Genomic DNA, 12981 nt, shown 5'->3' with positions numbered 1-12981 from the left:
GAAATTAATGAAAATGCTTAGTGACATATCTCCTTTTTGTGTTATACTATTATTGGGATTGGAGATAAATAGTATAACGCATTCAAGGGGGATAACATATTATGACTCGTGTGGCAATTAATGGATTTGGACGTATCGGGAGAATGGTATTTCGTCAAGCAATAAAAGAAAGCGCATTCAAAATTGTAGCAATAAATGCAAGCTATCCATCAGAAACGTTAGCGCATTTAATTAAATATGATACAGTTCATGGAAAGTTTGACGGAACAGTGGAAGCATTTGAAGATCACTTACTAGTTGATGGGAAAATGATTCGCCTTTTAAACAACCGCGATCCAAAGGAGTTGCCTTGGAAAGATCTAGGTGTTGAAGTTGTAATTGAAGCAACTGGTAAATTTAACTCTAAAGAAAAAGCAATTCTTCATGTTGAAGCTGGAGCGAAAAAAGTTATTTTAACAGCACCTGGTAAAAATGAAGATGTAACAATCGTAGTTGGTGTGAACGAAGACCAATTAGATATCACAAAGCATACTGTTATTTCAAATGCATCTTGTACAACAAACTGTTTAGCGCCTGTTGTAAAGGTGTTAGATGAGCAGTTCGGAATTGAAAACGGTTTAATGACAACTGTTCACGCTTATACAAATGACCAAAAAAATATTGATAACCCACATAAAGATTTAAGAAGAGCGCGTGCTTGCGGACAGTCCATCATTCCAACAACGACGGGTGCTGCAAAAGCGCTAGCAAAAGTTCTTCCACACTTAAACGGAAAACTTCATGGTATGGCACTTCGTGTACCAACACCAAACGTGTCTCTTGTTGATTTAGTAGTAGACGTAAAACGTGATGTAACAGTTGAAGATATTAATGAGGCATTCAAAACTGTTGCAAACGGTGCATTAAAAGGAATTGTAGAATTCAGCGAAGAGCCTTTAGTGTCTATCGATTTTAATACAAATACACACTCAGCTATTATTGATGGTTTGTCTACAATGGTAATGGGTGATCGTAAAGTGAAAGTACTTGCTTGGTATGATAACGAGTGGGGCTACTCTCGTCGTGTTGTAGATCTTGTAACGTTAGTTGTTGATGAATTAGCGAAACAAAAAAATGTGCAACATATTTAAGTGAACGAGAGAGGGCAAGTGAAACTTTGCCCTCTTTTTTATTTTTTTCTGAAAAGGAAAAAAATTATATAAGTATATTTTTAAATAGTGGACATACCACGAAACGTTGGGATTACTGTATTCGTGAATCATTAATTTTTTTTAGGGAAAAGTAAAGAGGAAAATATGACAGAAAATCGAAAAAACTGTTGTTGCAAAATGAAAATAAACAAAGTATACTAACACTCGTAAACTTAAGAGCTGAGGTACGTAGTCACTACTTAAAGGGTTAGGACCTCTCTGGACTAACTTTCCCCCGTGGTAGTGGAGCAAGCCAAATTGCAAATTAGTTTTCAATTCGAACAGTTAGAATAAATTTACAAGGGGGAACTGTAGAATGGATACTATGGATACGATGGGTCGTCACGTGATTGCTGAACTTTGGGATTGCGATTTCGACAAGCTTAATGACATGCCGTATATTGAACAATTATTTGTGGATGCAGCACTAAGAGCTGGTGCTGAAGTACGTGAGGTTGCTTTTCATAAATTTGCACCACAAGGTGTAAGTGGAGTAGTAATTATCTCGGAATCACATTTAACAATTCATAGCTTTCCGGAGCACGGTTACGCAAGTATTGATGTTTATACTTGTGGGGATCGTATTGATCCAAATGTTGCTGCAGAATATATTGCAGAAGGTTTAAACGCGAAAACGCGTGAGAGCATCGAGCTTCCTCGAGGCACTGGTAGCTTCGAAATTAAGCAGAGAGAAACAAAAGCTCTTTAAAAAAGAACATAATTGATTTAAAATGTAAAGAGGTGTATAATGCACCTCTTTTTTAGTTTATATAAAATAGGATCACGATATGTAATAACTTAGAGTGGTCATTATAGAAGAATGAGTTATATAATATTGTATATATATTTTCACATGTAGGTGAGTAGCGAAAGAATAAAGATTATAGTGTAAAGGAGTGAATGAATTGCGTTGTCCATCCTGTTTTCATAATGGAACAAGAGTGTTAGATTCGCGTCCGGTAGACGAGGGGCGCTCTATTCGAAGAAGAAGAGAGTGTGAAAGTTGTTTAAGTCGCTTTACGACATTTGAAAGAGTAGAAGAATCACCTCTTATCGTTGTTAAAAAAGAAGGAACACGAGAAGAGTTTAATAAAGAGAAAATTTTACGCGGTTTAATTAAAGCGTGTGAAAAAAGACCTGTATCTTTAAGGCAGTTAGAGGAAGTAACACAAAGTGTGGAGCGTGAACTTCGTAACTTAGGTATATCAGAAGTGAAAAGTGATATGATTGGTGAAATTGTTATGGAAGAACTTCGTGATATTGATGATGTTGCGTACGTACGTTTTGCTTCTGTGTATCGTCAATTTAAAGATTTAAATGTATTTATTGAAGAATTAAAAGATATACTGCAAAAAGAGAGAGAGTAGAAGGAATCTCTTTATATACTGTAAGTAAACGAGATAAGAGAGCTAGAAGCGGAAGCTAATAGCTCTTTTTCGCTAATAAATTATATAATAAAGATAGAACGAGTGAAATGTAGGCTAGATTGGATGAGAGAAAGGAAAAGCAAGAATGGAAAAACAGTCATGGATGGAGCTATTGCCGATTGATCGTTATAAAGTAAGTGCGAAAGGGTTGTTACATAATTACGACCGGAAAGTATTAACGATGTTGTATCAGCCGTTAATAGGTAGTAGAGCTTTTAGCTTATACATGACACTATGGGGAGAGTTAGAGCAAGATCGTGTGTTTGGAAAAGAGAATACACATCACTCCCTTATGGTGACTATGCAAATGCAACTTCCTGAAATATATGGGGAACGAGTAAAGTTAGAAGCGATTGGTCTTTTAAATGTATATATTAAGAAAGAAAAAGATATTCGGATGTTTATATATGAATTGCAACCACCTTTATCTCCGAAGCAGTTTTTTGATGATATTGTTTTAAGTATCTTTTTATATAATCGCTTGAGTCGGACAAAATACAACCAAGTAAAGCAATATTTCTTAGAAGAAGAATTCGATTTTGCTTCTTATGAAAATGTTACGCGCTCCTTCAACGATATATTTGATTCGTTTAACCCAGGTCAGTTTGAATATGCGCAAGAAGAACTGCGTATCCCGAAAACGACAATTATGCCAAGTAACGAGAATGGGGATGCTCCGAAAGTTTGGAACGATTTCTTTGATTTCTCGTTATTTGTAGACGGACTATCAGCCCTTGTTCCTAAAAAGGCGATTACAGATCAAGTGAGAGAATGTGTTATTACACTCGCTTATGTGTACGGTGTGGATGTGTTATCGATGCAAAATATCGTTCTTGGCGCAGTGACAGAAGTGCAAACAATTGATATCGAAAGGCTTCGGAAGGGAGCACGCGATTGGTATCAATTCGAAAATGGTCAAGCGTTACCTGTATTAAGTGAAAGAGTGCAACCTCATGCTGCTCGTACAATGAAAGAGAAAGAGCCATCTACGCAAGAAGAGATGCTAATGAAACAGTTAGAGGAAATCTCGCCAAAACAACTATTGAAAGAGATTTCAGGCGGTGCAGAGGCGACGAAAGCGGACTTGCAAATCGTTGAGGATGTAATGACAAATCAAAAGTTAACGCCAGGGGTTGTGAATGTACTTATTTATTACGTTATGCTACGCTCAGATATGAAGCTTGCTAAAACGTATGTCGAGAAGATTGCTGGACATTGGGCGCGAAAAAAGGTCGGTACAGTAGGCGAGGCGATGGCGCTAGCGAAAGAAGAGAATCGTCAATATCAAGAGTGGGCTGAGACGAAGAAAAAAGGTCGTACAGCGAAGAAAACAGTGCGAAAAGAAATGGTACCAGATTGGCTTAAAGAAGAGTCGAAAGAAGAAGAGAAAGAACCTGTAAAAAATGACGTAAGTGCGAAAAAAGATGCAAGTACGTTAGAAGATGAACGGAAACGATTAGAAGAAGTATTGAAAAAATATAAGCGTGATTAATAAAAGAAAATGAACGCTCTTTGAGGTGAGAAAATGGAGCATATTCAAAATTCATTTACGAAATTAATGGAAAATAAAAACTTTAAAAATAGATATGAAGTCTTAAAGGCAGAAGTGATGGCGCACCCTCGTGTGAAAGAATTTATAGACGAACATAAAGGTGAAGTAACGACTTCTATGATTGAACGAAGTCTTGTGAAGTTATATGAATATATTGGACAAAGTGTAGGGTGTGCGGATTGTCCAGATTTAGGGTCATGTAAAAATATGCTACAAGGATATGAGCCGAAGCTCGTCATTCAAGGTAAGATGATTGATATTCAATACGATCGTTGTATTAGAAAAGTAGCATATGATGAGAGAAAAAAATATGAAAAACTCGTTCAAAGTGTATATATGCCGGTTGACATTTTGCAGGCAACTATGGAAAATTTAGACCCTTCAGATTTAGATGCACGTATTGATGCAATAGGTGCAACGAATGAATTTTTAAACACATACGAACCAGGTAAAAAAGCACAAGGTTTATATTTGTACGGTAAATTTGGTGTAGGGAAAACGTATCTTTTAGGGGCAATTGCAAATGAGCTTGCGCGAAAGAAAATTAGTTCGATGCTCGTATACTTCCCTGAATTTTTACGTGAAATCAAAAGTTCGATTCAAGATAATTCGATTAGCGGAAAGATTGATGCTGTCAAACGTGTACAAGTATTAATGTTAGATGATATCGGGGCAGAAGCGATGTCAAGTTTTGTACGTGATGATGTACTCGGTGCAATCTTGCAATTCCGTATGTTGGAAAACTTACCGACGTTCTTTACATCTAACTTTGATTTCAAACAGTTGGAACATCATTTAACGTATACACAGCGCGGTGAAGCAGAAGAGATGAAAGCGGCCCGTATTATGGAACGAATTAAATATTTAGCGAAGCCAATCCCAATTGGCGGGAAAAATCGTCGTAATAAGTAAAGAGCGAGCTGAGAAGCTTGCTCTTTTTTATCCGGCTATTGGCGGGCAGTAAGACTCCCACCTCAAAATTCGGCTGTAAAGCAAAGAAGTTAGGTGGGAGCCCTGCTGCCCGTAAAAGCCCGATTGGTGCGGGCTAATAATCAGTGGAGGATGGACAAAACCTCCACTGATTAAAGTTTCACTTTATTTTAATCATTTTTTCAGAGTAGCTTGTATCATTTTTTTCTCCCTCCCTTAATATATATAAAATTAGCAAGCCATATCGAGTGGATGTTCTAACGATGGGAGATAGGTTTCTACTAAGAGTGAACTTCCATAGATCGGACTCTTATAGGATTTGTAACGTATAGATGCAATCCTTTAGAGCGGGGATAAAAGGGGGGACAAAAGTGATTGAAATTTGCTTCGAAGAAAAAAATGATGCTGTGTACGTATACAGACAACTAACGAAAAGAACAGAATCCTTATATAAGGAAACAAGTGTATATTTAAATGAACAAAAGGTTGTTATTCATATACCATTATGTGAATCAAATTATATTGAAAAGATTTTATTGCCAGTATTACTATATTTCATTATGAATGTGAAACAAAATGAATGGATTCATACCATTTTAAAGGAAAAGTTTTTTTATGAAGAACAAGAAGAGTGTCATCAAATATTGCATATGGCACATGAGATTTTAAAGGAAAGAAGAAAAGGAGTAGCTAGTGATTTAACACGTCAAAAATTTGAATCTTATATTGCGTCGTCTTTGAATGATTGGCTTTGTGATCCGCTCTCATTCTCGTTTTCATCATACGTTCGTTTTCGTCTTCGTACATATAGGGAAATGGTAACTAAGCTTGCTGAAGTTGCAATTGATGAGTATAAGATGGAGCAGGAATACCAAATATTCATTGAGACACTTCGCCAACAAGTAAGTAGCCGGAAATCACGTTTGTCCTGTGTACATCTTATTTTTGATGAAAGTTTTATTTTCTATGATGATAAAGGTAGGCGTTTAAAACAGGAGAAATTGGTTCAATATATAGATGAAGAATTATTAAAGAAACAGGATGTATATATCGATACGAAAGTAATTGCACCACTTCTTTCTATTTCGCCGAAAAAGATTTATTTATATACGAAAGAACAAGATCATAATATGATTATTACTTTGCGAAATGTATTTCAGGAACGAGTGCAACTACATGGATTACATGAATTTGAGCGCAATGTGAAAAATTTAAAAAATAAAGGTAACGCCCTTGATTTTCTAAGTTTTTGAGCATATAATTACCTACATAAATGAAATATATTGAAATGTCATGATGAGGACATGGGTAGTTTTCTACGATTTTCAGAGAGGGAAGCCTTAGGGTGTGAGCTTCCTAGTACGGGATAATTACTTACCACCTCTAAACTTTAGCAGTGAACGTTTTTCTAGTAATTGCTAACGGACAACACCGTTATGTTGAACTTGAGCAATTAACAATAAGGTTAATTGGAACAAGGGTGGAACCACGAATTCAACACTCGTCCCTTTTTATGGGATGAGTGTTTTTTATTTTGAAAAAAAAGAGGAGTGACCAGTGATGGCAGATGTAGTTAAAATTACTTTCCCTGATGGAGCTGTGAAGGAGTTTCCAAAAGGAGTAACAACTGAAGAAATCGCAGCTTCTATTAGCCCAGGCTTAAAGAAAAAAGCTGTGGCTGGAAAATTAAACGATGAGATGATCGATCTTGTTACACCAATCGAAGAAGATGGTGCAGTTTCTATTATTACATTAGATTCTGAAGATGGCTTATATATTTTACGCCACTCAACAGCTCACCTTTTAGCACAAGCGTTAAAACGTTTATATAAAGATGTTAAGCTTGAGCTTGGCATTGGTCCAGTAATCGAAAATGGCTTCTACTACGATATTGATATGGAAGAAGCAATTACAGTTGAAGACTTCAAAAAAATCGAAAAAGAAATGCAAAAAATCGTGAACGAAAACTTAGAAATCGTTCGTCATGAAGTGCCACGTGCAGAAGCACTTCGTCGCTTTGAAGAAATCGGCGATGAGTTAAAATTAGATTTAATTAACGATCTTCCAGAAGATGCAGTTATTTCAATCTATGAGCAAGGCGAATTCTTCGACCTTTGCCGTGGTGTTCACCTTCCATCTACAGGGAAGATTAAAGTGTTTAAATTATTAAGTGTTGCTGGTGCTTACTGGCGCGGCGATAGCAATAATAAAATGTTACAACGTATTTACGGTACTGGATTCGTTAAGAAAGCAGAATTAGATGAGCACTTACGTATGCTTGAAGAAGCGAAAGAGCGCGATCACCGTAAATTAGGTAAAGAGTTAAAACTATTTACTAATAGCCAAAAAGTAGGACAAGGTTTACCACTTTGGTTACCAAAAGGTGCAACAATTCGCCGTATTATCGAGCGTTACATCGTTGATAAAGAAGCAAGCTTAGGCTATGATCACGTATACACTCCAGTATTAGGAAGTAGAGAGCTTTATGAAACTTCTGGTCACTGGAACCATTACCGTGATGGCATGTTCCCATCAATGGAAATGGATAATGAAGAGTTAGTTCTTCGTCCAATGAACTGCCCTCACCATATGATGGTTTATAAAAACGATATTCACAGCTACCGTGAATTACCAATCCGTATTGCGGAACTTGGAACAATGCACCGCTATGAAATGTCTGGAGCATTATCTGGATTACAACGTGTACGCGGAATGACTTTAAATGATGCGCACATTTTCGTTCGTCCAGATCAAATTAAAGAAGAATTAAAACGTGTTGTAAACTTAACATTAGAAGTGTACAAAGATTTCGGTTTAGAAAACTATTCATTCCGTCTATCTTATCGTGACCCAGCAGATACTAAAAAGTATTATGCTGATGATGAGATGTGGGAAAAAGCACAAGGTATGTTAAAAGAAGCTATGGATGAAATGGGTCTTGATTACTATGAAGCTGAAGGTGAAGCGGCATTCTATGGTCCGAAACTTGACGTTCAAGTTCGTACTGCTCTTGGAAAAGACGAAACACTTTCAACTGTACAATTAGACTTCTTACTTCCAGAACGCTTTGAATTAACTTACGTTGGTGAAGACGGTAAACAACATCGTCCAGTTGTAATTCACCGTGGTGTTGTATCAACTATGGAACGTTTCGTAGCCTTCTTAATTGAAGAATACAAAGGCGCATTCCCAACTTGGTTAGCTCCAGTTCAGGCGCAAGTAATTCCAGTTTCTCCGCAAGTACATTTAGACTATGCGAAGAAAGTACAAGATGAATTACGACGTGCTGGTATCCGTGTTGAATTAGACACTCGTGAAGAGAAAATTGGTTACAAAATCCGTGAAGCACAAATGCAAAAGATTCCGTACATGCTTGTAGTAGGTGACAATGAAGTTACTGAAAATGGCGTTAACGTACGTAAATATGGTGAACAAAAATCAGAAACAATCGCATTAGATGCGTTTGTTGACATGATTAAGGTAGAAGGAAAACGATAAGAAAGAGCCGCGGTATACCGCGGCTTTTTTATGTATTATAAAAAAGAAAATCTAGAAAAAATAACCAAACAATACTTATCATAAAAAAGTATTGCAAGTATGCTGGTTGTTTGTTACAATATTTCTTGTTGTTAGTAAAACACATCGCGTCTTCTTGACAGACGTCATGTCCTATGATAAACTCATCAAGGATAATAGAATATGGTTTTGACAAGTAGAAGCACCCGCTTCTCACCTGATGGACGCATTCGCAGTTAGCAGGTAAATGTATTTCTTACTAAAGATATTACAAGTGTGGGTGCCGTGTGCCCGCACTTTTTTTGTTCGGGTTTTACAATTGCAAAACGTATTCTAAGAAAACCTTGGAGGTGGCTTACTATTAGCAAGGATATGATGATTAACGAGCAAATTCGTGCACGTGAAGTACGCTTAGTTGGCGCAAACGGCGATCAACTTGGAATCAAGTCTCGTAATGACGCTTTAGACTTAGCTGCAGGTCTTAATCTTGATTTAGTATTGGTTGCTCCAAATGCGAAACCACCAGTATGCCGCATTATGGACTACGGTAAATTCCGCTTTGAGCAACAGAAGAAAGAAAAAGAACAGCGCAAAAATCAAAAAGTAATTAGCATGAAAGAAGTTCGTTTAAGTCCAACAATTGATGAACATGACTTTAACACAAAACTTCGTAATGCTGTCAAGTTTTTAGAGAAAGGCGACAAGGTTAAAGCGTCAATTCGCTTTAAAGGACGTGCCATTACTCATAAAGAAATCGGTCAACGTGTTTTAGATCGCTTCTCAGAAGCTTGTGCTGAAGTTAGTACAATTGAATCTAAGCCTAAAATGGAAGGACGTAGTATGTTCTTAGTTTTAGCACCGAAAAACGATAAGTAATAGATAGAGGAGGAAATACCTATGCCTAAACAAAAAACTCATCGCGGCGCTGCAAAGCGTTTCAAAAAGACTGGATCTGGTAAACTGAAGCGTTCTCACGCTTACACAAGCCATTTATTCGCTAACAAATCTACAAAAGCTAAACGTAAACTACGTAAAGCTGGTGTAGTTAGCGCTGGTGACTTCAAACGCATTCGTCAAATGCTTGACAACTTAAAATAAGTTCGGCTGATATATAGAACAAACTAGGAGGTAATATTATGCCAAGAGTAAAAGGTGGTACAGTTACTCGTCAACGTCGTAAAAAAGTTATAAAATTAGCAAAAGGTTACTACGGTTCTAAGAGTACATTATTTAAGGTTGCTAACCAACAGGTTATGAAATCTCTAATGTATGCATTCCGTGACCGTCGTCAAAAGAAACGTGACTTCCGTAAATTATGGATTACACGTATCAACGCAGCAGCTCGTATGAATGGTCTTTCTTACAGCCGCTTAATGCACGGTTTAAAAAATGCTGGCATCGAAGTTAACCGCAAGATGCTTGCTGACTTAGCTGTTCATGACGAAAAAGCTTTCGCTGAATTAGCAACAGTTGCAAAAAACAACATTAACTAATTGTTTAAAACCTTAGAAGATTTTCTTCTAAGGTTTTTTTGTTTGCATTTATTGTAAAATCCTCCACTTATTATCGTTATTTCTTGCTCAAGTATATTAAGATGTGCTTGTAAGAATTTTTGTAACGATAACGAGGAGACTTTTACATGAAAGTAGGAAAGATTAACGGATGTGTCGTTATCGATATGACAAAATCAATATAAAAGCTATAGCGATATAAAAGAATATATATATAAAGTCAGGAGAATCCTCCTGACTTTTTTTATTTGAACTCATTCGTGAGAAGTGCATCTTTCCTAGCAGAAACGACACTGCTATAATGGAAAGATGATATGGAACTTTCATCAAGTGAACAATATATGAGTGATGATTGAAACGTATTTGCAAATTAAGGACAAGCTATCTTTATAAAGATGTAGGTAGCTGACTTGTTAATAAGAAACGAAAAATAATAATGAACTTTGAGATGAAACAACATTGTTGCGGAAAATGCGATGTTGGAGGAGGACAATAGAATGGACTTACTACAACTATTTAAATTACAAAAAGAATTAGATGACCGTATTGTGAAAGAACATGACTTACAACCGAAAAAATTGTTAAAAGAAAAAATGTTAGCTCTTCTTGTAGAAATTGGAGAACTTGCAAATGAAACACGTTGTTTTAAATATTGGAGCAATAAACCAGCTTCAGAACGTGAAGTAATATTAGAAGAATACGTAGATGGTTTACACTTTATTTTATCAATCGGAATCGATTTAGGAATTGATAAAAACTTCTTATTCTATAAATGTGCGCAAACGAATAAAACACAAGTGGAAATTTTCTTAGACACATATGCGAAAGTAATTCGTTTTACAGATCAACCTTCTATTACGAACTATATTGAACTATTTACAAGCTATCTTCGCCTTGGACAAGCGCTTGAATTTGAACAAGATGAAATTGAAAAAGCATATTTAGATAAAAATGAAGTAAATCATCAGCGTCAAACACAAGGATACTAATTTAATTTTTGAATATTTCAATTTCCTTTTGTATAATAAAGTGACTGAAGAAAAAGGAGGGTGTTGGCAATGATAAAATTAGACGATACATTGACAATGCTAAAAGAATTAACAGACGCACGCGGTATTGCGGGTAACGAGCGCGAACCACGTGAAGTAATGAAGAAATATATTGAGCCGTTTGCAGATGAACTTTCTACTGACAATTTAGGAAGTTTAGTTGCGAAAAAAGTTGGGGAAGAAAACGGCCCGAAAATTATGGTTGCAGGTCATTTAGATGAAGTCGGCTTTATGATTACGCAAATTGATGACAAAGGCTTCCTTCGTTTCCAAACGGTGGGTGGCTGGTGGTCGCAAGTTATGCTTGCACAGCGCGTAACGATTGTAACGCGTAAAGGAGATGTAACAGGTGTAATTGGTTCAAAACCACCGCACATTTTACCTCCAGAAGCTCGTAAAAAGCCAGTTGAAATTAAAGACATGTTCATCGATATTGGTGCTTCTAGCCAAGAAGAAGCGATGGAGTGGGGCATACGACCAGGAGATCAAGTTGTACCGTACTTCGAATTCCAAGTGATGAAGAATGAAAAGATGTTACTTGCAAAAGCATGGGATAACCGAATTGGTTGTGCAATTGCAATTGACGTATTAAAACAATTAAAAGATGAAAAGCATCCAAACGTTGTATACGGCGTTGGTACTGTACAAGAAGAAGTTGGTCTTCGTGGTGCGAAAACATCTGCAAACTATATTAAGCCCGATATCGCATTCGCAGTAGATGTAGGTATTGCTGGGGATACACCAGGTGTAACGGCAAAAGAAGCGCAAAGTAAAATGGGCGATGGACCGCAGATCATTTTATATGATGCTTCTGTTATTGGTCATACAGGTTTACGTGATTTCGTAGTTGATGTTGCTGATGAATTACAAATTCCATACCAATATGATTCTGTAGCGGGCGGGGGAACGGATGCAGGAGCAATTCACATTTCTGTAAACGGTATTCCGTCTATGGCAATTACGATTGCGACACGCTACATTCATTCTCATGCAGCGATGTTACATCGTGATGATTATGAAAACGCAGTGAAGTTAATTGTAGAAGTTATTAAACGTCTTGATAAAGAGGCTGTACATAACATTACATTTAATTAATAGAAAAAAGCGAAGGATAACCTCCTTCGCTTTTTTCATTTTTAAAACGGTCTTTCTAATCCTGCTGCAGTATGAGCTCCTAAAATAATTAAGCGAGTTAATTGCATTGCCATGAAATGTGGGGTATAAATCATGCCTCTTTTTAACCATGACATAATCATTCCGATATGAGCGCCTGTAACATAACTAATAAGAATATCACGAGGGACCATAAGGTCTTCATCATCTGGCTGGGAAATAGATAGGCTTAATGTTAAATGTGTTTGAATTGTTTTCATCATTTTATAAGAATAGTTTCCAGCTGCCTTATCGCCGAGCATAACGTTATAGAAATTAGTATTGTCTGCGATATGCTCAAACAAAGCTAAAAAAGTTGGATGCGGTGAATCAAAAGTGAGCTGAAAATCTTCTTTATTTCGATTTTGTGGTTTAATTACTGCAGCTAGTTTTTCTAACATTTCTTCTATGCTTTTTTCTAATAAATCATATTTATCATGGTAATGGCTATAAAATGTAGCACGATTTACAGGAGCGCGTTCCGCGATATGTTGCACAGTTACATTTTCGAAGCCCTTTTCGCCTACTAAAGCGACAAAAGCATCCTGTATGAGTTGTCTCGTTCGTTTTACACGTGGATCATTTGTATTTTTAATAGACATTTTTACTTCACCTCGTTTAATTTTTTAACCTTAAACAACACATGTATAGTGT

The 12981-nt window shown here is 36.6% G+C and carries 13 protein-coding genes and 2 other annotated features; of the genes, 12 read left to right on the top strand and 1 reads right to left on the bottom strand.

Features of this window, described 5'->3' with window-relative positions:
- Window positions 1–101: 101 nt before the first annotated feature.
- From MHH59_RS22835 to MHH59_RS22780, 12 genes are all read left to right on the top strand, one after another.
- The gene (locus MHH59_RS22835; protein WP_002129350.1) at window positions 102–1130 is read left to right on the top strand and encodes a glyceraldehyde-3-phosphate dehydrogenase; all 1029 of its coding nucleotides are present in this window, start codon (window positions 102–104) and stop codon (window positions 1128–1130) included.
- A gap of 385 nt (window positions 1131–1515) precedes the next feature.
- On the top strand, window positions 1516–1899 hold the full coding sequence (gene speD, locus MHH59_RS22830; protein ID WP_002003660.1) for an adenosylmethionine decarboxylase: 384 nt from the start codon (window positions 1516–1518) through the stop codon (window positions 1897–1899).
- Window positions 1900–2095: 196 nt separating this feature from the next.
- A complete protein-coding gene (nrdR, locus tag MHH59_RS22825) occupies window positions 2096–2557 on the top strand; it encodes a transcriptional regulator NrdR (RefSeq protein WP_001203686.1) in 462 nt (153 codons plus the stop codon).
- Between the two features lie 145 nt (window positions 2558–2702).
- Window positions 2703–4109: a replication initiation and membrane attachment family protein gene (locus MHH59_RS22820; RefSeq protein ID WP_002184851.1), complete on the top strand. Its 1407-nt coding sequence runs from the start codon at window positions 2703–2705 to the stop codon at window positions 4107–4109.
- Window positions 4110–4142: 33 nt separating this feature from the next.
- Entirely contained in the window at window positions 4143–5081 is a 939-nt protein-coding gene (gene dnaI / locus MHH59_RS22815) for a primosomal protein DnaI (protein ID WP_002015473.1), read from the top strand.
- Between the two features lie 389 nt (window positions 5082–5470).
- Window positions 5471–6352: a putative sporulation protein YtxC gene (gene ytxC, locus MHH59_RS22810; RefSeq protein ID WP_002088921.1), complete on the top strand. Its 882-nt coding sequence runs from the start codon at window positions 5471–5473 to the stop codon at window positions 6350–6352.
- A gap of 31 nt (window positions 6353–6383) precedes the next feature.
- Window positions 6384–6611: a binding site (T-box leader), on the top strand.
- A 48-nt stretch (window positions 6612–6659) separates the two neighbouring features.
- Window positions 6660–8597: a threonine--tRNA ligase gene (gene thrS / locus MHH59_RS22805; RefSeq protein ID WP_002034275.1), complete on the top strand. Its 1938-nt coding sequence runs from the start codon at window positions 6660–6662 to the stop codon at window positions 8595–8597.
- Window positions 8598–8803: 206 nt separating this feature from the next.
- Window positions 8804–8924, top strand: a sequence feature (ribosomal protein L20 leader region).
- 63 nt (window positions 8925–8987) lie between these two features.
- Window positions 8988–9491, top strand: a complete 504-nt coding sequence (infC, locus tag MHH59_RS22800) for a translation initiation factor IF-3 (protein WP_002015470.1) — start codon at window positions 8988–8990, stop codon at window positions 9489–9491.
- Window positions 9492–9512: 21 nt separating this feature from the next.
- Entirely contained in the window at window positions 9513–9713 is a 201-nt protein-coding gene (gene rpmI, locus MHH59_RS22795) for a 50S ribosomal protein L35 (RefSeq protein ID WP_001125945.1), read from the top strand.
- Window positions 9714–9751: 38 nt separating this feature from the next.
- The gene (rplT, locus tag MHH59_RS22790; RefSeq protein WP_001138364.1) at window positions 9752–10108 is read left to right on the top strand and encodes a 50S ribosomal protein L20; all 357 of its coding nucleotides are present in this window, start codon (window positions 9752–9754) and stop codon (window positions 10106–10108) included.
- 515 nt (window positions 10109–10623) lie between these two features.
- Window positions 10624–11115, top strand: a complete 492-nt coding sequence (locus MHH59_RS22785) for a dUTP diphosphatase (protein WP_002015469.1) — start codon at window positions 10624–10626, stop codon at window positions 11113–11115.
- A 69-nt stretch (window positions 11116–11184) separates the two neighbouring features.
- Window positions 11185–12270 carry a M42 family metallopeptidase gene (locus MHH59_RS22780; RefSeq protein ID WP_002129347.1) on the top strand — a complete coding sequence of 362 codons (1086 nt, stop codon included), beginning with the start codon at window positions 11185–11187 and terminating at the stop codon, window positions 12268–12270.
- A gap of 41 nt (window positions 12271–12311) precedes the next feature.
- Here the strand turns inward: MHH59_RS22780 and MHH59_RS22775 are convergent, their stop codons facing one another.
- Complete coding sequence (locus tag MHH59_RS22775) at window positions 12312–12929, bottom strand: TetR/AcrR family transcriptional regulator (RefSeq protein ID WP_002015467.1); 618 nt, start codon at window positions 12927–12929, stop codon at window positions 12312–12314.
- Between the last annotated feature and the right edge of the window lie 52 nt (window positions 12930–12981).

It is taken from the genome of Bacillus sp. FSL E2-0195, from assembly GCF_038003645.1.
GTDB lineage: Bacteria > Bacillota > Bacilli > Bacillales > Bacillaceae_G > Bacillus_A > Bacillus_A mycoides.
Note: the sequence above shows the minus strand (reverse complement) of the source record. Positions and strands in the feature narration are given on the sequence as shown.